This is a genomic window from Rhodococcus sp. G-MC3 (genome assembly GCF_030063335.1).
Taxonomy (GTDB): Bacteria; Actinomycetota; Actinomycetes; order Mycobacteriales; family Mycobacteriaceae; genus Rhodococcoides.
This window is the reverse complement of record NZ_JASISW010000002.1, coordinates 20,179-37,017: the sequence shown is the minus strand read 5'-3', so window position 1 is coordinate 37,017 and position 16,839 is coordinate 20,179. Positions and strand designations below refer to the sequence as shown.

Below are 16,839 nucleotides of genomic sequence, written 5' to 3'. Positions count from 1 at the left end.
GGCTGCCACAACCGGATCGACTTTCACTGTCGGCCTAGGTTCCGCTGCCGAATCGGCATTCGGGACCGGGTCTGATTTCGGAGCCGACATGATGTCCACCGGCCGGGTCTTGCCTGCGGACTGGTCGGCCGATGTGTCAGCGGCTCCGGAGCCGGCAGCATTTTGCCTCGTAGACTCTTCTGTTGCACCGCCTGTGTTCGAGCGAGCACTGCGACGCTCCCACGGCGAAGCCTGCTCGTCAGTTACGGGCTCGGGCTCTGCCGGCCGGACCGGTTGCCACGCACTCATCTGCCAATCGGCCACAACCGATCCCCCCACCGATTTTGGACTACCCCCATCGGTGCGCGCTCCCCAGCACGCACGTCCGCTTTCGGGGCGGACGTTACCAGTTAGGTCAGACCTGCATACGAGTGCAGACCCGAGACCACCATGTTGATGATGAAGAGGTTGAAGAGCATTGCGGTGAAGCCGCCGACGTTGATCCAGGCTGCGCGGGTGTTCCGCCAACCCGACGTCGCACGGGCGTGGAGGTACGCCGCGTAGATGATCCAGGTGATGAATGACATCGTCTCCTTGGGATCCCAACCCCAGAAACGTCCCCATGCTGCTTCGGCCCAGATGGCGCCGAGGATGACACCGGCACCGAACAGCGGGAACGCGATGATCGTCGTTTTGTAGGCGAGACGATCGAGAGACTGAGCGTCGGGAAGCCGCGAGGCGAACTTGCCCCAGAAGCTGCCGCTCTCCTCACCCGCGGGCTGCCTGATGCGCAGTAGGAACAGCAGGCTGGCGACGCCCGAGACGAGCAAGATGCCACTGCCGACGCTGACGATGGTGACGTGGATCGGCAGCCAGTAGGACCGAAGCGCAGGCACAACGGGTGCCGCATCGGCATAGAGCTTGGTTGCGGCGAGGAACATCAGCACGAGGATCGGCGCGAGCACGAAGACGATCATCGGACGCATCGTTTTCTTGCGGAGCAGCACGATCGACGTCAGTGCCGCTGCTGCCGTGGCCATGGTGACGAACTCGTACATGTTTCCCAGCGGGAAGCGGTGTGTGGCGAACCCTCGGAGCACGACAGCCGATACGTGAAGTATCAGCGCCAAGACGAGCAGCGCGTACCCCATGCCAGCGAGACGCTCGGACAGAGGCCGCTTCGGCGCCTGCACCACCCGTCCGGGAACACCGGCCGCCGCTACGGGTGCCCCACTGCCCACCAGTTCTTTCGCCTGCACAGCCGTGGCCTTGACCGAGGCGTACTGCGCGATGAGCATGATGAACGCAAGCACGTAGATCGTGAACGCGGATTCGAAAGACCAGTCGCTGTACTGCGAGATCGTCTCGTTGATCGGCATCGGTCAGTTCTCCTGATTGTTCTTGGCGACGGTGTGCGCTTCACCGGTCTCCACGTCGGCCATCAGCTTGGCGCAGAGCCTGTCGAACTCTTCTCCCCAACCGGCTTGATCGGTACGAGCGAGCCCACCGAGTTCTACTACAGTACGTCGTGAGTCCGAATCGGCGGTGAACCGGACCCACACTCGTCGACGTTTGATGACCAGCGAGACCAGCAGTCCGCCCATCATCGTCAGCGCGAACACCAGCACCCACGTCTGCGCGGGGTCGTGCGAGACCTGCAGGTTGACGAACTCTTCGGCGCCGTCGAACCGGACGTTGGTGCCGTCGGACAGCGTCGAACTCTCCCCCGGCTTCAAGTTGACGCGGTCTTGCTTGACCAGGCGTCCCTGATTCACCATCTCCTGGTTCAGCGAGAACAGCGATTGTGGGTACCCGGTGTCCAGACCGGTATCGCCCTTGTAGATATCGACCGCAACGGCCGGATCGTTCATGCCGGGGTAGCTCGACGACAGCAGGCTGCCGTGGAACAACGCTGTCGGCGCGAACAGTCCTTCGATGGCGATCTGGTTCTTGCGACGCTCGATCGGGTCCGGGTACAGGCCACCGGGCGGGTCGACTCGCAGCACGCCGCTAGAGAGGAACGTCGTCGCGTCGGTGGGCTGCCACTGGATGGTCTCGGTGCGGGTCTCGCCGTTGGGGAACGTCACGGTGAACGTCGGGGCGTAGCCGTGTCCCTGCAGGTAGACGCGATCTCCGGCAACGCGCAGCGGGTGGTTGACCTGCAGTACATCGTCCTGCCAGTTGTTGTTCGTCAGGTCGTCCCCGGCCTGGTACTGGATGTTCGACGTGAACTGCTCGGCCTGGCCGTTCTCGAGGTAGTCGGCTTCGAAGTCCTCGACGCGGATGCACAGCGGCACCATGTTGGTGCCGTCGACCAGTTGGCCGGCGCGGAACCCGTCGTACACGGCGGGTGAGGTACTACAGAAACCTGGCCCGTCGTTTGCGACGACGACGACGTTGCCCTCGTAGCCGAGGAGCTTTCCCATCGCGATCGCCGCCAGGAGCCCGACGAGCGAGAGGTGAAAGACAAGGTTGCCGAACTCCCGTATGTAGCCCTTTTCCGCTGACAGAGTGACCTCGTCACCGGAGGTGCGTTCAGCCACTCGCCAACCCCGCAGCTGCCCCCTGACCTTGGTTGCGGCTTGTTCGGGAGATTCGTCGACGCTGTAGCGCTGATGATGAGGTAGTCGAGCGAGATTGCGCGGCGTCGGAACCGGCTTGGTACGCAATGCTTTGGCGTGCTCGATGCAGCGAGGCGCAATGCAGCCGATCAGCGACACGAACAGCAGCGCGTAGATCGCAGTGAACCAGAAGCTGGAAAAGACGTCGAACAGTTCCAGTTTGTCCATCAGCGGGCCGAGAGTTGGCCTGTCCGCGATATATTGATCGACTTTGCCGGAGTTGAGACTGCGCTGCGGGACCAGCGCGCCTGGTATCGCGGCGAACGCAAGAAGGAAGAGCAACACCAGCGCTGTGCGCATGCTTGTCAAAGATCGCCAGGTGTTTCGCACCAACGCAAAAGCGCGGCCGGCGAACGACTGCCGCTGCGGCTTCTGCTCAGGACGAGTATCCAGGTCGGTCATCTGGCCACGCTCTTCACTCATATCGGCAGCACCACATCGGAGACGAAGGCATCGCGGACCCAGCTCACGAACACGTCCCACGCACCTGTGACGAGTGCAATTCCAACTGCTATCAACATGATTCCGCCGAACACCTGTATCTGTCGTGCATGGGTGCGGAGCCAGCCGACTCCGCGTAGAGCGTTCACCGAACCGAACGCGAGGATCACGAAGGGCAACCCGAGGCCGAGGCAGTACGCGATGATCAGAGCGACACCCCGAGCAGCCGTCGCACCTTCCGTTCCGGCGGCGAGCGAGATGACGCTGGCGAGCGTCGGGCCGAGACACGGGGTCCATCCGAGAGCGAAGACGCCGCCGAGCAGGGGTGCGCCGACGAGGCTACCGATCCTGCGTGGCTCGAAACGCACGTCGCGCTGCAGTGCGGGGACCAGGCCGATGAAGACGAGGCCCATCGCGATGGTGACGACACCGCCGATGCGCATCAACAACTCGCGATTGACGGACAACACGGAGATGGCGCCGAACACCGTCGCCGTCGCCAGCACGAACACGACGGTGAAGCCGAGAACGAACAGCCCGGCGGCACCTGCAACCCGAGCACGGCTCGATGCACGAATCTTGGTCGTCGCGGCCTCGGACGCGGTCACTGCCGGTTCGTCGGCGCCGACGACTCCTGCGAGGTAAGAAAGGTAGCCGGGAACCAGCGGCACCACGCACGGCGACGCAAACGATACGAGTCCGGCGAGAACGCACACTCCGAAAGCCAGAACCAGCGGTCCCGTCGCGGCTGTCGTCTGAAACGTCTCGCCTATCCCTGCCACATAAGAAACAGTCACTGCTGTTCGGACTCCTCGCCTGCGATCCGCTCGACGACGGGCTGCAGATCCTCGGTCAGAAGTTCACGCAGGAACACCGCGGCGACACGGTGCTGCTTGTCGAGCACGATGGTCGTCGGGACCACCGAAGTCGGGATGCCGCCGAGGGCTGCGAGAGTGCGCATCGGCGGGTCGTAGATCGACGGGTACGTCACCTTGTTGTCGACGACGAAGTCCTGCGCCTTGTCCTTGGCGTTGTCGCGCACGTTGATGCCGAGGAACTGCACTCCCAGATCCTTGGTGCCCTCGAACACCTCTTCCAGATCGTCGGCTTCACCGCGGCACGGTCCACACCACTGGCCCCACACGTTGAGCACAACTGCCTGGCCCTCGTAGTCCGAGAGCGTCGTCGTCTTTCCCTCTTCCATGAGGTCGGGGCCGGACAGCTCGCCCAGCGTGCCTCGATCGGACGGGGGGTCGTAGAAAATCTGAGTTTGACCGCCGGGTGAAACGAAGTCGAATGTTCCACCTGTCGACACCGCATCTTTTCCCGTTGCGCATCCGGAGACCAGCACAACGGCCGACACGGCGACTGCGGCGGAGACGAGGAACTTACGCACCGGAAACTCGTGGATCACTTGCGCCCGCCGGCTCGGAATAGACGATGTCGACGAGGGTGTCCCCTTCGTAGACGAGCGAGGTCAACGAGGCGAGGCCGCACTGACGGTTCCGCGGGTCGTGCCACAGGCGTTCGCCCTGCAGGAACCGACGAAGCGTCCAGACCGGCAACTGGTGGCTCACGAGCACTGCCTCGTGCCCGACGGCGGCGACGCGGGTGGCGTTGACAGCTGCGAGCATGCGGTGCGCGATCTGGAGGTACGGCTCGCCCCACGACGGAGTGAACGGGTTGCGCAGTTTCCACCAGTGGCGAGGCCTCCGAAGAGCGCCGTCGCCGACGGCCACGCGCAGACCCTCGAACTCGTTGCCCGCTTCGATCAGGTTCTCGTCGACGCCGATGGTGAGTCCGTGCGCGGCCGCGATCGGCGCTGCGGTCTCCTGCGCCCGCTGAAGCGGCGATGCAACCACGTGCGTGATGTCATGTCCGACAAAACAATTCGCCACGGCGGTAGCCTGCGATTGACCCGTCACCGACAGCCGGAACCCGGGCAGACGTCCGTAGAGGATGCCCTTGGGGTTATGGACCTCGCCGTGCCGAAGCACATGGACGATGGTTCGGGTCGTCTGGTGCGGATGGGTGCTGTTGGTGTCGGGGTTGGTGTCGGGGCTGCTCACTTGGAGGTTCCTGCTTCTGCTTTGGCGGCAGCTTCGGCCGCGTGAGGAAGGGCGTCGGCGATGACCTGGAAAGCATCGTCGTCGAGCGCAGCGGAGACGAACCATGCCTCGAACGCGCTCGGCGGCGGGTAGACCCCCCGGGCAAGCAAGCCGTGGAAGAACGCCGGGTAACGCCAGGTCTCCGCCGCTTTGGCGCCCGCGTAATCGATCACGGGACCGTCGGAGAAGAACACGCTCACCATAGTGCCCGCGAACTGCACGTGATGACGAACTCCGGCCTCGGCCAAGGCGTCGCCGAGCAGTCCGCCGAGCCGCTCCGAGTTCTTCTGCAGCTTCTCGTAGACGGCGGCGTCGGCCAGTTGCAGGCTGGCGAGCCCAGCTGCAACGGCGACGGGGTTACCCGAGAGCGTGCCTGCCTGGTAGACGGGTCCGGCGGGCGCAAGGTAGGCCATGATGTCGGCACGTCCACCGAAGGCAGCAGCGGGAAGGCCGCCGCTCATGACCTTTCCGAAGGTGTAGAGGTCGCCGGCCACCCCGTCGATGCCGTACCAACCCGCGGCGCTCACACGGAAGCCCGTCATCACCTCGTCCATGATCAACAACGCGCCGTTGTCGGTGGCGAGGCGCCGCAGACCCTCGTTGAACCCGGCGACGGGCGGGATCGCACCCATGTTGCCCGCTGCGGCCTCGGTGATGATGCAGGCGACCTGGCCGGGATTCGCGGCGAATACCGCTTCCACTGCCGCGAGATCGTTGTAGGGAACGACGATCGTGTCCGCTGCCTGCGCGCCGGTGACACCGGGAGAGGTGGGGAGGCCGAGCGTTGCCAACCCCGATCCCGCGTCGGCGAGAAGGGCGTCGACGTGGCCGTGGTAGCAGCCGGAGAACTTGAGGATTTTGGTGCGGCCCGTGAAACCGCGAGCCAAACGCACCGCGCTCATGGTTGCCTCTGTGCCGGAATTCACAAGGCGAACCTGGTCGACAGGGCCTACCCGACGGACGATTTCCTCGGCGAGGGCGATTTCACGCTCGGTTGGGGCACCGAAGGAGAGGCCCGTGGCCGCGGCCTTCTGGACAGCCTCGACGACGACGGGATGCGCGTGTCCGTGGATCATCGGGCCCCACGACGAAATCAGGTCGACGTACTTGTTTCCGTCGGCGTCGATCATCGTGTAGCCGCTGGCCTCGGTGATGAAGCGTGGGGTTCCGCCGACCGACTGGAAAGCGCGAACCGGTGAGTTCACCCCGCCTGGGATCACGGCGCTCGCGCGCTCGAAGAGCTGGGCGGAAATGGGGGCGTCGTCGCCAGCGGAAACAGTCACGAACTCCAGTGTCCCAGGTTTGCCGATATCTCCAACTACAGGGCGTAATAATCCGGCCCTGGTCGTTCTTGTCCTCGGGCCCATATCGGCCAGTAACTATTCGGTTCGGTTACTTCACCTGTGCTGCGTAGGCCTCTAGCCTGTTCGCCAATTCGAAGGGTTGCGACAGGGCAAGCAAGTGACCGCCCGGCATTTCGTCGACGTCGATTCCCAATCTCTGGGCAACGAGGCGACGTTGAAACTCGACAGGGAAGAAGCGATCGTCGACGCCCTGGAGAAATCGCGTCGGGACATCGGGCCACTCGTCCATTGGCCACGGGGCCGAGAACGGCCCATCGGATTGCTGCGGCTCACCGCGTGCCATGAGCTGCTCGACGACATCGCTCGGCACGTCGTGTAGAAACACGTCCACCAACAGGTCCTCGTTCTCGAGGTCTCGCCCGTCGCGACGGGCCTGCTCGACGCGAGCCTCCATGAACCCCGTCGAAGCCCACCACTCCCCCGGCGATTCGCCGCGGGCGGGAGTCATCGCGTTGAGCAGAACGATCAACGAAGCATTCACCCGTTCCGCGACCAGCGGGGCGGTGAAGCCGCCGAGGGACTGCCCGACGACTACGACGCCCCGGCGGTCACCGATTTGCCGGACGGCTGCTTGCGCATACTCAGACAGGCCTGCCGCCGGATCGGCGGCAGGCAGGTCGACCGCGACAACATCGTGGCCTCGTGACACCAGGTCCGCGGCGACCCGATTCCAGTACCAGCCGTCGCCGCCCGCACCCGGAATCAGCGCGAACGCGCACTGAGATAAAGGAATCGGACTTCTACCTGTCAGTTCGTACGGTGCTGACCGGTCTGGTCACGGGGATCGCTGGGGTCCACTGCTTCACGGTTGCCACCGAGGTCACGGTTGCCACCGAGGTCACGGTTGCCACCGAGGTCACGGGGGTCGTGCTGGTCACGGGGGTCCAGCGTGTCACGGACCTTCTGTCCCGCATTACGCCCATCGTTATCGCCGTGGTCCCGGTGACTGCCGTGGTCGCTATGAACGCCGGCGTCATCGTTTCGATCGACGATCTTTTCGGCGTGCGCCTTGTCGACGTCGCCGGAACGAGCCCGGTTCTTGACGTCGGGGTCGATCTTGTTGGCCCGCGCGAACTCGGCGTCCAATTCGTCTCGCGAAGTCGCGGCGTCGCCGCGGTGAGTGTCGGCCTTCAACGAGAGTTGCCTGGCCTCAGCTGCCTTGGCTTCGGCATCAGCCTGAGCTCGACGCGCTTTTGCCGCGCTCTCGTCGGCCACTGCCTGGCGCTGTTCTACTTCGGTTGTGCGCTCAGCGGCTTTCTCTCGAATGTGTCCGGCCTCGGCGCGCCTGGCGGACTGGCGCTTGCGGGTCGCGGCCAGAGCGATTGCCACGATGAGCAGAACTACTACTACTGCAATGACGATCCATACTGCTGTATTCATGTCGTGCCCCCAAAACCTAGTGCGGAAGGTTCGGGTACCCACCGCTCGATTCGGCAAACGGAAACGGGATATCTGCTGGTTCGATGTGGAAGATATCTGCGAGTGCCGGTACGTCGAACCAGGTTGGAGCTGCTGCTAGAAAATCGCTCCGGTTCAACTGTCCGACAGCTGCCGGTATCCGTCCGATGACCGGGGCCCCCGCGACATCGGGGAGTTCACCGAGGTTCGTTCGCGCCGCGAGACCGGGATCCGCAGGCCAGGAACCGACGATCAATCCGGCACAGAACACCCCGGCCGCCCCCAACGCCGAAGTCGTCAACGCGGTGTGGTTGAGCGTGCCCAGTTCAGCCCCGCACACCACGATCACCGGGGCTCCGAGATTGCGCGCGACGTCGAGCAGTGTGAAGTTGCCTTCCCCCAACCGCACGAGCAGTCCGCCGGCCCCTTCGACGAGTACGAGGTCGGCATCGAGAGAGCGCGCATCGGCCAGCACGGTGTCGAGTTCGAGCGGCGCCATCGACCGCAGCCGCGCCGCGACGTCGGGTGCGAGCGGATCGGGAAACCGCGCCGATTCCGCGGTGCGTGTCACCCCCGTCAGTCGACGAATATCCGCGAGATCGGCCGGCTCGCCGGGTTCGACACCGGTCTGCGCAGGTTTCGCAACTGCAACGGTGGCGCCGAGCCACATCGCGGTCGCCGCGAGTGCTGCAGTCGCAACAGTCTTGCCGACATCCGTCGACGTTCCGGTGACGACGAGAATGGTCACGCGGGCACACGGCTCAGGATCGAACCGAGGACATCGCCGATGACATCGAGTTCCGCGTCGGTAAGCGACGCCCTCGCTGTCAATCGCAGGCGCGATGTTCCCTCGGGAACGGACGGCGGCCTGAAACACCCAACGTGCACGCCCCGCCGAAAGGCCTCCTGGGCTGCGGCATAGGCCGTCGCGGCATCACCGAGTACGACCGACACGACGGCCGACTCGGGAACTTCGGTCCCGACGATCGACGAAAGCCTCAGTGCGCGGTCTCGCACAGCAAGGGCGCGTTCGGGCTCACGGATCAGCACGCCGAGGGCAGCCCGCGCCCCACCGGTGGCAGCGGGTGCGAGTCCGGTGTCGAAAATGAATGGCCGCGCAACGTCGATCAGATGATCGCGAACCATGGCAGGTCCCATCACCACTCCCCCTTGCGAGGCCAAGGACTTGGACAAGGTCGCGGTGACGACGATGTCGGGCGCACCGGCCAACCCCACCTCGTGCACGAGCCCTCGTCCTCCGACCCCACGGACGCCGATGCCGTGGGCCTCGTCGACGACGAGCAACGCCGAGTACCGGCGGCACAGGGCGTGCAGTTCGCGCAGTGGGGCGAGGTCGCCGTCGGCACTGAACACCGAATCGGTGACGACGAGTGCGCGTTGTTCCGTACGAGTCCGCAGGGCATGCTCGACGTCGAAAAGGTTCCGTCGGTCGTAGATCTCCACTCGTGCTCGCGACAACCGACAGGCGTCGACGAGGGACGCATGTGACGCCGAATCGGACAGCACGAGGGAACCGCGGCCCGACATAGCCGCGACGACACCGAGATTGGCGGTGTACCCCGAGGAGAACACAAGCGCCGACTCGGCGCCGACGAACGACGCCAACTCTTCTTCCAGCTTCTCGTGCAGTTCGGTAGTACCGGTGACCAGCCGAGATCCGGTTGCGCCTGCGCCCCAGTTGCGCGTCGCGGCGCAGGCGGCGTCGAGTATCTCGGGATGGCGCGAGAGTCCCAGATAATCGTTCGAGGCGAGGTCGATGACGTCGGTGCGCCGAGGCCTGAGAGTCCGGTGCAGCCCGCTTCGGGCACGTTCGTTCGCCGCTTCGGTCAACCAGTCGAGTGCCGCCACGTTCCCGACCATACTTGAACGGTGTTCAAGTTCGAGCGACAGCCCTCATTGCCGCCGTGATCCGTCCAACTTCGCCCGTAGTGCAGATGTACGGCGGCATCGCGTAGACAAGCTTGCCGAAAGGCCGAAGCCACACCCCTTCACCGACGGCGGCATCGGTGGCGCGCTGCATGTCGACGGCTTCGTGCATCTCGACAACCCCGATGCCGCCGAGCACCCGAACATCGGCGACACCCGGCATGTCGGCAACCCCGGCCAACCCATCACGCAGCGACTTCTCGAGCCCAGCCACCTCCGAGCGCCAGTCCCGGTTCAGCAATAGTTCGACGGCCGCCACCGCGACAGCACAAGCCAAAGGGTTGGCCATGAACGTCGGCCCGTGCATGAGCCCTCCCGCCTCCCCGGCACTGATGGTCGCCGCTACCTCGGCCGTGCACATGGTCGCGGCGAGAGTCATGTATCCGCCGGTCAGCGCTTTTCCGATGCACATCACGTCGGGCGTCACGCCCACGTGGTCGGCGGCGAACAGTTCGCCGGTACGGCCGAATCCGGTGGCGATCTCGTCGAACACCAGGAGCACGCCGTGCTCGTCGGCCATCCGTCGAAGCTCGGTCAGATAGCGCGGGTCATGGAAACGCATTCCGCCTGCACCTTGCACGATGGGTTCGACGACGATCGCCGCGACCTCGTCCCGATGCCGCGCCAGAATGTCCTCGAAAGCGGCCGCGTAGCCGGCCTCGTATTCACGTGGCGGAGCCGGCGCGAAGATCTGCCGGTTCAGCACGTTCGACCACAGCGAGTGCATGCCGCCGTCCGGGTCGCAGATGCTCATCGGAGCGAACGTGTCGCCGTGGTACCCGCCGCGCCACGTCAACAGACGACACTTGGCGGGCTTACCGACGCTGCGCCAGTATTGGATGCACATCTTTACGGCAACCTCGACCGAGACCGACCCGGAATCGGCAAAGAACACCGTGTCGAGACCATCGGGAGTGATGCCGACGAGCAACTCGGCGAGGCGCGCCGCGGGCGCGTGCGTCAATCCGCCGAACATCACGTGGCTCATCCGCCCGAGCTGCTCGTGTGCGGCCGCGTCCAGGACGGGGTGCCGGTAGCCGTGGACCGCGGCCCACCACGAGCTCATGCCGTCGATCAGTTCCCGGCCATCGGAAAGCCTCAGGCGGACGCCCTGAGCACTGTCGACGATGAGGGGTGTCGTCGTAGCAGGCAGCCCGCCGTAGGGATGCCAGACGTGCTGCGCGTCGATGCGGCGAATCTGTGAGGTGTCGATGGTCCGAGACCCTAACTCAGGACATCACGGTCACCGAAGTTTGTGACGCACATGTTAACTCTGCATTACACTGGCCGACATGGAGGCACAACACGAACCAGCGCGGTACTCCTGGCCGGACGGCTTCCAGGATTACTTGGTGGCGCAATTCGACGGCTACAGCCCACTCGTCACTCGCGCGCTAGAGGACAACGGCGCGTCGGTCTTCCGCGACGGACCCTACGGTCGCAGCAAGTTCTGGTCACGGCTACGGCACATCGGCCGAGAATATTTGTGGCCTTCCTGACCGCGACAGAATCCGCGCAGGTTACCGTCGAGTATGGCAACCACTTCGGAGCACCTACGTAACACGTTGGACGGTCGTTGGCGCGATGTGAAGAACGAGGCCCGCGCGCAACTCGTCCGTGACGAATTCCGTCCGCACTACACCCCGAATACCGTCATCGCGCGGACCAAGGCACTGGAGCAACTCAAGCTCCTGGCCAAGAGTGGTGCTGCCGACGACGGCTTCAAGAAGGAACACGGGGGCACCGGCGACGTCGGCGGAGCCGTCACGATGATCGAAATGCTCGCCATGTCGGATCTCTCGCTCATGGTCAAGGCCGGAGTCCAGTGGGGACTGTTCGGCGGCGCAATCGAAAACCTCGGCACCGAACGTCACCACGATGCGTACGTCCGGCGCCTCATCGACCTGGACCTGCTCGGCTGCTTCGCAATGACGGAGACCGGCCATGGCAGCGACGTTCAGTCACTGGAGACCACCGCGACATACGACGCCGAGACCGGCGAATTCGTCGTGCATTCACCGACACCGTCCTCACGCAAGGACTACATCGGCGGTGCCGCCGAAACTGCCACCGTCGCAGCAGTGTTCGCGCAGCTGATCACGGCAGGCCCTGGCGAGGAGTCCGACGGCCACGGCGTCCACTGCTTCTTCGTCCCGCTCCGCGACGAGAACGGTGACGATCTGCCGGGTGTCACCACCTCGGATTGTCAGTACAAGGGCGGTTTGCCCGGCGTCGACAACGGCCGGATCATGTTCGACCACGTCCGGATTCCGCGGGACAACCTACTGAACAGGTATGCCGACGTTGCCGCCGATGGCACGTACTCCTCCCCCATCGAGAACCAGAGTCGACGGTTCTTCACGATGCTCGGAACGCTGATTCGCGGACGTGTCACCGTCGGCGGCAGCGCTGCGGCAGCGGCGAGGGTCGCCCTCGACATCGCTACTCGATATGCGTTGCAGCGCAGGCAGTTCTCGGCACCGAAGTCCGAGGAAGAGGTGCTCATCATGGACTACCTCGTCCACCAGCGCCGACTGTTCCCCCTCATCGCGAAGTCGTACGCACTGCAGTTCGCGCAGAACGAGCTCGTCGCGAAGATGCACGAGCTACAGACGGCGGACGACCCCGACGCCGAAGAGCAGCGCGAGCTGGAATCACGTGCGGCGGGTCTGAAAGCCGCCAATACCTGGCACGCAACCAAGGCCATCCAGGAAGCCCGTGAAGCCTGCGGCGGTGCCGGCTATCTTGCCGAGAACCGGCTGATCTCCCTCAAGGCCGACACCGATGTGTTCACCACCTTCGAGGGCGACAATCACGTGCTGACACAGCTCGTTGCCAAGGAACTGCTCACGGCCTACGCGGACGACGTCAAAGGCATGAGCCCTGTCGAGTGGGTCCGTTTCGCCGCCGAGTTCGCAGGCGATCGCGTAGTCAAACGAACTGCGGCACAGACGATCATGCAAACCATCCTTGACACTCGCCAGAACACCGAAGAAGAAGGCTCGCTGTTCAACCGCGGCACGCAGGTCAAGATGTTCGAGGATCGCGAGGACTACTTGCTCTCCACGGTCGCCCGCCGCCTGCAGAGCAAGTCCAAGGAAATGGGCGCATTCGAGGCGTTCAACTCGGTGCAAGATCACGTGCTGCACGCCGCGAGCGCACACATCGATCGCATCATCCTCGAAGCCTTCGTCGCAGGCATCAACACCTGTGAAGACGAGGCGGCAAAGGAACTGCTCGGGCAGGTATGCGACGTGTACGCACTCTCGGTCATCGAAGAGGACAAGGCGTGGTTCATCGAGCACCGCTACCTCTCCACCGAGCGTTCCAAGGCCGTCACCCGCGGGATCAACGAGCGCTGCAAGACACTTCGGCCGCATGCACTCGAACTGGTCGAGGGTTTCGGGGTTCCCGAGCAGCTGCTCGGTGCCGCCATGCTCGGGCATCCGCAGTCGGGTAGCGACGAAGAGGAAGCTGCCCACCCCAGCAAGGCGTAGTGCGCCTTCGGCCCCGGTGAGTGCTTGGTTACGGCGGAACGTAACGAAACACTCACCGGCGGCTACGGAGTAATTCGCAAAACCTTGTCTGCCGAGCCGTTGTCGGTGGTGAGCAGGAAAGACCCGTCGGGCATGCTGGTCAGCGAACGTAGGCGACCGAACTGGTTCTCCAGTGCGACGTCCTCCTGCGCGACGGTCTTTCCGTCGTCGGTCAGCTTCAAGAACACCAGCTTCTTGCCCTGTTGGCTCGACACGACAGCAGCACCGGACCAGTCACCCCACGCAGGCCCGTCCACGAAGGTCAGCCCCGGCGTTGCGATAGTCGGCGATCCCGAACTCCACACTGCAGCAAGGGCACCCGGCACACGCTCGGGATCGGTCATCGGCACCGACTCGTCGTAGATCAGCGGGGTACGGTCAGGTTTGTAGCCATAGTTTCCGCCTGCCACGAGGAGGTTCAGTTCGTCGTCGCGACTCGTTCCCTGCTCTACCTCGTAGAGGCGGTCGGTTCCTGGCGCGAAGGCCAGACCCTGAACGTTGCGGTGGCCGAGCGTGTAGATCCGCCCCGGCGCATCGGCCGCGGCGGAGCCATCGGCGTTGACGTGTAAAACCTTGCCACCGAGCGAGTTCCGATCCTGCGGCACGGTCGGTGTCGCCGTATCGCCGGTACCGACGAACAGCGTGCCGTCGGGCGCAGCGAGGATTCTGCAGCCGCCGTGACGTCCCCCGTCGGCCACCGGAATGTCGCCGATCACCGTCTCGGTGCGTGTCAAACTCGTCCAGTCCTTGTCGACAGTCCACCGGAACACTGCGATGTGGTTCTCGCTCCCAGCGCCCGCACTACCCGGCGCAGCACTCCCGGCGCCCATTCCCCCGCCGCTGCTACTGCCGACGACACCCTGGCACGTATACAGGGCGCGTGAACTGACGAAATCTTGTGCCAGTTCGATACCCATGAGGCCGGTCTCGCCCTGGGCGTACAGATCGCTCAGATCCGCAGCGACCTCACCCACCGATCCATCGGGATGCTTGACGACGAAGCGTCCGTCGCGTTCGCCGGTCAGGAGTGTCCCGTCGGGAGCGGCAACCACATCCCACGGCTTGACCAGGCCGTCGATTTCGGTGGTGACTGTCAGGCCGGGCGCCTCGGAGCTTTGCTGCGCACCCGCTCCTGACGAACACCCGAGCGTCAGACAGACGCTCGATAGGAAAACTCCGGTTCCGGTCAGCAGTCTGTGCACAGTTCTCCTCGATGTGACTATCGGGATCGATCTATGATCTGTACCACAAGCGCCGGCAACAAAACTTCGCTACACCGAGAGTCGGTAACCTGCTTCGACAACGGCGGCGGCAACCGAGCTGTCGGCGATTGCACGCTCGCTACTCACCACTACCGCTCCAGATTCGACGTCTACCGTCACGTCGGTGACGCCGCCGATCTCCGATATCTCCTCCGATACCGATTCAGCGCAATGCCTGCAGGTCATGCCCTCGACGATGAAACTGCTTTCCACGATCGAATCCCTTCTTTTTCTCGGTGGACCGGGTCAGGATCGGACGAGTCGGGCAATAGCGTCCGACGCCTCTTTCACCTTGGCATCCGCCTCGGGCCCACCCTTCTTGGCAGCCTCGACCACGCACCCCGCAAGGTGCGCATCGAGCAGCTTGAGCGAGACGGACTGCAAGGCCTTGGTTGCGGCCGATACCTGAGTGAGGACATCGATGCAGTAGCGGTCCTCGGAGACCATCCTCGAGATGCCCGCGACCTGGCCTTCGATACGTCTCAGTCTTTTCAACAGGTCGCCCTGCTCGGTGGAATAGCTGCTCATAAAGCCAATGGTACCCCTACCGGGTATGGGAACGATGCCGAACGGTGCGCCGGACTGCATCGGCAGCCAGTAGAAGTGCCGCCGTCACGCACACGGTCAGTACGGCAATCCACGACCCGGAGTAGCCAGTCGAAACGAACTCGGGGGCTCCGCCGGAAACAGCCCGAAAGGTCGTCTCGGTCACGGCAATGTTCCAAATCGGAACCACCAGCGCGAGAAGCACGATCGCACCCACGGCCTCGAGAATCCGTTTCACGATTTCGCCGTCACAGCCTTCTCGAGAGCGTCACGCAATTCGTCGTCGTCTTTCGCCCAGGCTTGCACGAGGGTGCCTCCGACCAGACGCAGGCCGATGCCATGCCTGCGGCGCGGCACCCCGCTCAGTTCACCCAGCACACGTGCGGTTTCCCACTGCTTGGGTTCGAAATCGCCGTCCGAGTAGGCGGCTGCAGGCAGCACCGCCGCGATCTCGGAAAGATCCACGCTCTCGGTACCTTGCCGCAACTGGTGCCCGGTCAACTCCACGCTCACATGTCGCCGCGCTGCCGAGATCTGGACGTAGGTGAATCCGACAAGCAACACCGCGAACAGGCTCAGGGCGAACCAATGAATCACCGGTCCGGTGAACAGTTCGATTACCAGAGCAATTGCACAAAATATCGGCCCCCACGTCAGCGCGAACCACCGTGCACCCGGTTCATGGAACAACACTTCGTCTTCAGACACGGGCGAACCACCCGCGGGCACCCGGCCGGTAGACGAGAACGGAGGCGGCGAGCAGCACGAGCACCACGAGCAGCAATTCCTGGAACAGCATGAGCCCGAACACGACGAACATCAGGAGAACGGCGACGAGCACCGACGCTGCCACCAGAATCCGCCGCATGCGGGCGTGACCGGCACGCATGGGCCCGGCCAGGAGCCCCAGCGCGAGACCGAAGACTCCGCATACAACACCAACAACTCGAATCGTCGACAGATAGGAATCGATGTCCGGGCCCGTCGAACCCTGACCCTCGAGGGCGGTGCGCAGTTGCGCGAGCGGAACCGTCAGGACAACCAGCGCGACGAGTATCAACAGAATCGCCGCAACGAGCCACAGTGCGTAGGCAGCGGTGACGACGCGCGGTCGCTTCTCGGGGGGAATATTCTCGGGGGGAATATCGGTGCTCACGCGTCCATACTGCCCGTCGGCGACCGCGTCTCGACACAGAGGTTCATCGAAGGGCAGAACGTCAGGTCAGCCGGTGACGAGGGCCGGTAGAACGATCGCGGCAGCGGCGAGCATACCGAGGGCAACGACCAAAGCGATCAACAGCAACTCGCGCGCGATGCCGTGCTCGACATGGACGGTGCGCGACTCCCGCTTTTGCTGCATGCATCTCCTGAAGCCGACTGAATGTGACTCCCGTCACGGTACACCCCGGCCGTACATCGGGTCAGCCGGCTCAGCCAAAGTCAGGCGGCACTGAACCCGATCGTCATGATGAGCACAGCGATTGATACGGCCAGCAGCAGCCCTAGCAGCGCCCACACCGGCCTACCACTTTCGGTGGCGCTTCTGTCGACATCTTGTGCGACCTCGGGTTGCGTCATGGGCCGTCATCCGTTCACTCGAAGGTCCCCGCCTACGAGTGATACTAGTCACATGTTAC

At 64.0% G+C, this 16,839-nt stretch carries 21 protein-coding genes; 2 read left to right on the top strand and 19 right to left on the bottom strand.

Going from position 1 to position 16,839, the window contains the following annotated elements:
• Window positions 1–389: 389 nt before the first annotated feature.
• The 11 genes from ccsB to QMK17_RS01980 all read right to left on the bottom strand — a co-directional run bounded on the left by ccsB (window position 390) and on the right by QMK17_RS01980 (window position 11,071).
• Complete coding sequence (ccsB, locus tag QMK17_RS02030) at window positions 390–1,358, bottom strand: c-type cytochrome biogenesis protein CcsB (RefSeq protein WP_283506718.1); 969 nt, start codon at window positions 1,356–1,358, stop codon at window positions 390–392.
• Between the two features lie 3 nt (window positions 1,359–1,361).
• Window positions 1,362–3,002, bottom strand: a complete 1,641-nt coding sequence (resB, locus tag QMK17_RS02025; RefSeq protein ID WP_283506717.1) for a cytochrome c biogenesis protein ResB — start codon at window positions 3,000–3,002, stop codon at window positions 1,362–1,364.
• Between the two features lie 17 nt (window positions 3,003–3,019).
• Entirely contained in the window at window positions 3,020–3,838 is an 819-nt protein-coding gene (locus QMK17_RS02020) for a cytochrome c biogenesis CcdA family protein (protein ID WP_283506716.1), read from the bottom strand.
• On the bottom strand, window positions 3,835–4,437 hold the full coding sequence (locus QMK17_RS02015; protein WP_283506715.1) for a TlpA disulfide reductase family protein: 603 nt from the start codon (window positions 4,435–4,437) through the stop codon (window positions 3,835–3,837). Before QMK17_RS02015 ends, QMK17_RS02020 begins: the two co-directional genes overlap by 4 nt.
• The gene (locus tag QMK17_RS02010) at window positions 4,430–5,110 is read right to left on the bottom strand and encodes a histidine phosphatase family protein (protein ID WP_283506714.1); all 681 of its coding nucleotides are present in this window, start codon (window positions 5,108–5,110) and stop codon (window positions 4,430–4,432) included. Before QMK17_RS02010 ends, QMK17_RS02015 begins: the two co-directional genes overlap by 8 nt.
• Window positions 5,107–6,432 (bottom strand): glutamate-1-semialdehyde 2,1-aminomutase, encoded by a 1,326-nt coding sequence (hemL, locus tag QMK17_RS02005; RefSeq protein ID WP_283506713.1) that lies wholly within the window; start codon window positions 6,430–6,432, stop codon window positions 5,107–5,109. The genes QMK17_RS02010 and hemL overlap by 4 nt, the downstream gene beginning before the upstream one ends.
• Before the next feature lie 109 nt (window positions 6,433–6,541).
• A complete protein-coding gene (locus QMK17_RS02000; protein ID WP_283507019.1) occupies window positions 6,542–7,216 on the bottom strand; it encodes an alpha/beta fold hydrolase in 675 nt (224 codons plus the stop codon).
• Between the two features lie 44 nt (window positions 7,217–7,260).
• The gene (locus QMK17_RS01995; protein ID WP_283506712.1) at window positions 7,261–7,893 is read right to left on the bottom strand and encodes a hypothetical protein; all 633 of its coding nucleotides are present in this window, start codon (window positions 7,891–7,893) and stop codon (window positions 7,261–7,263) included.
• Window positions 7,894–7,909: 16 nt separating this feature from the next.
• Window positions 7,910–8,659, bottom strand: coding sequence for a dethiobiotin synthase (gene bioD, locus QMK17_RS01990; RefSeq protein ID WP_283506711.1), 750 nt, complete (start codon window positions 8,657–8,659; stop codon window positions 7,910–7,912).
• Window positions 8,656–9,792: an 8-amino-7-oxononanoate synthase gene (locus QMK17_RS01985; RefSeq protein WP_283506710.1), complete on the bottom strand. Its 1,137-nt coding sequence runs from the start codon at window positions 9,790–9,792 to the stop codon at window positions 8,656–8,658. Before QMK17_RS01985 ends, bioD begins: the two co-directional genes overlap by 4 nt.
• A 13-nt stretch (window positions 9,793–9,805) precedes the next feature.
• Complete coding sequence (locus tag QMK17_RS01980) at window positions 9,806–11,071, bottom strand: adenosylmethionine--8-amino-7-oxononanoate transaminase (protein WP_283507018.1); 1,266 nt, start codon at window positions 11,069–11,071, stop codon at window positions 9,806–9,808.
• Between the two features lie 79 nt (window positions 11,072–11,150).
• Between QMK17_RS01980 and QMK17_RS01975 the strand changes: the two genes are divergently transcribed.
• Window positions 11,151–11,357, top strand: a complete 207-nt coding sequence (locus QMK17_RS01975) for an inositol 2-dehydrogenase (protein ID WP_283506709.1) — start codon at window positions 11,151–11,153, stop codon at window positions 11,355–11,357.
• A gap of 33 nt (window positions 11,358–11,390) precedes the next feature.
• Entirely contained in the window at window positions 11,391–13,355 is a 1,965-nt protein-coding gene (locus QMK17_RS01970; protein WP_283506708.1) for an acyl-CoA dehydrogenase family protein, read from the top strand.
• A 62-nt stretch (window positions 13,356–13,417) separates the two neighbouring features.
• Here the strand turns inward: QMK17_RS01970 and QMK17_RS01965 are convergent, their stop codons facing one another.
• The 8 genes from QMK17_RS01965 to QMK17_RS01930 all read right to left on the bottom strand — a co-directional run bounded on the left by QMK17_RS01965 (window position 13,418) and on the right by QMK17_RS01930 (window position 16,780).
• The gene (locus QMK17_RS01965; protein WP_442972673.1) at window positions 13,418–14,596 is read right to left on the bottom strand and encodes a PQQ-dependent sugar dehydrogenase; all 1,179 of its coding nucleotides are present in this window, start codon (window positions 14,594–14,596) and stop codon (window positions 13,418–13,420) included.
• A gap of 69 nt (window positions 14,597–14,665) precedes the next feature.
• Entirely contained in the window at window positions 14,666–14,869 is a 204-nt protein-coding gene (locus tag QMK17_RS01960) for a heavy-metal-associated domain-containing protein (RefSeq protein ID WP_283506707.1), read from the bottom strand.
• A 33-nt stretch (window positions 14,870–14,902) separates the two neighbouring features.
• Window positions 14,903–15,184 (bottom strand): metal-sensitive transcriptional regulator, encoded by a 282-nt coding sequence (locus QMK17_RS01955; RefSeq protein WP_283506706.1) that lies wholly within the window; start codon window positions 15,182–15,184, stop codon window positions 14,903–14,905.
• A gap of 16 nt (window positions 15,185–15,200) precedes the next feature.
• On the bottom strand, window positions 15,201–15,440 hold the full coding sequence (locus QMK17_RS01950) for a hypothetical protein (protein ID WP_283506705.1): 240 nt from the start codon (window positions 15,438–15,440) through the stop codon (window positions 15,201–15,203).
• Window positions 15,437–15,910, bottom strand: a complete 474-nt coding sequence (locus QMK17_RS01945; protein WP_283506704.1) for a hypothetical protein — start codon at window positions 15,908–15,910, stop codon at window positions 15,437–15,439. The genes QMK17_RS01950 and QMK17_RS01945 overlap by 4 nt, the downstream gene beginning before the upstream one ends.
• Entirely contained in the window at window positions 15,903–16,358 is a 456-nt protein-coding gene (locus QMK17_RS01940; RefSeq protein WP_283506703.1) for a hypothetical protein, read from the bottom strand. The genes QMK17_RS01945 and QMK17_RS01940 overlap by 8 nt, the downstream gene beginning before the upstream one ends.
• A 66-nt stretch (window positions 16,359–16,424) precedes the next feature.
• Window positions 16,425–16,562 carry a hypothetical protein gene (locus QMK17_RS01935; RefSeq protein ID WP_283506702.1) on the bottom strand — a complete coding sequence of 46 codons (138 nt, stop codon included), beginning with the start codon at window positions 16,560–16,562 and terminating at the stop codon, window positions 16,425–16,427.
• An 80-nt stretch (window positions 16,563–16,642) separates the two neighbouring features.
• Window positions 16,643–16,780: a hypothetical protein gene (locus tag QMK17_RS01930; RefSeq protein WP_283506701.1), complete on the bottom strand. Its 138-nt coding sequence runs from the start codon at window positions 16,778–16,780 to the stop codon at window positions 16,643–16,645.
• Window positions 16,781–16,839: the final 59 nt, after the last annotated feature.

Excerpts from the sequence above, each read along its gene's own strand:
- QMK17_RS01970 (WP_283506708.1), top strand. The coding sequence starts at position 11,391 with ATGGCAACCACTTCGGAGCACCTACGTAACACGTTGGACGGTCGTTGG.
- resB (WP_283506717.1), bottom strand. The coding sequence starts at position 3,002 with ATGACCGACCTGGATACTCGTCCTGAGCAGAAGCCGCAGCGGCAGTCG.
- QMK17_RS01985 (WP_283506710.1), bottom strand. The coding sequence starts at position 9,792 with ATGGTCGGGAACGTGGCGGCACTCGACTGGTTGACCGAAGCGGCGAAC.
- QMK17_RS01930 (WP_283506701.1), bottom strand. The coding sequence starts at position 16,780 with ATGACGCAACCCGAGGTCGCACAAGATGTCGACAGAAGCGCCACCGAA.
- QMK17_RS01955 (WP_283506706.1), bottom strand. The coding sequence starts at position 15,184 with ATGAGCAGCTATTCCACCGAGCAGGGCGACCTGTTGAAAAGACTGAGA.
- QMK17_RS01995 (WP_283506712.1), bottom strand. The coding sequence starts at position 7,893 with ATGAATACAGCAGTATGGATCGTCATTGCAGTAGTAGTAGTTCTGCTC.
- QMK17_RS01975 (WP_283506709.1), top strand. The coding sequence starts at position 11,151 with ATGGAGGCACAACACGAACCAGCGCGGTACTCCTGGCCGGACGGCTTC.
- QMK17_RS01935 (WP_283506702.1), bottom strand. The coding sequence starts at position 16,562 with ATGCAGCAAAAGCGGGAGTCGCGCACCGTCCATGTCGAGCACGGCATC.
- ccsB (WP_283506718.1), bottom strand. The coding sequence starts at position 1,358 with ATGCCGATCAACGAGACGATCTCGCAGTACAGCGACTGGTCTTTCGAA.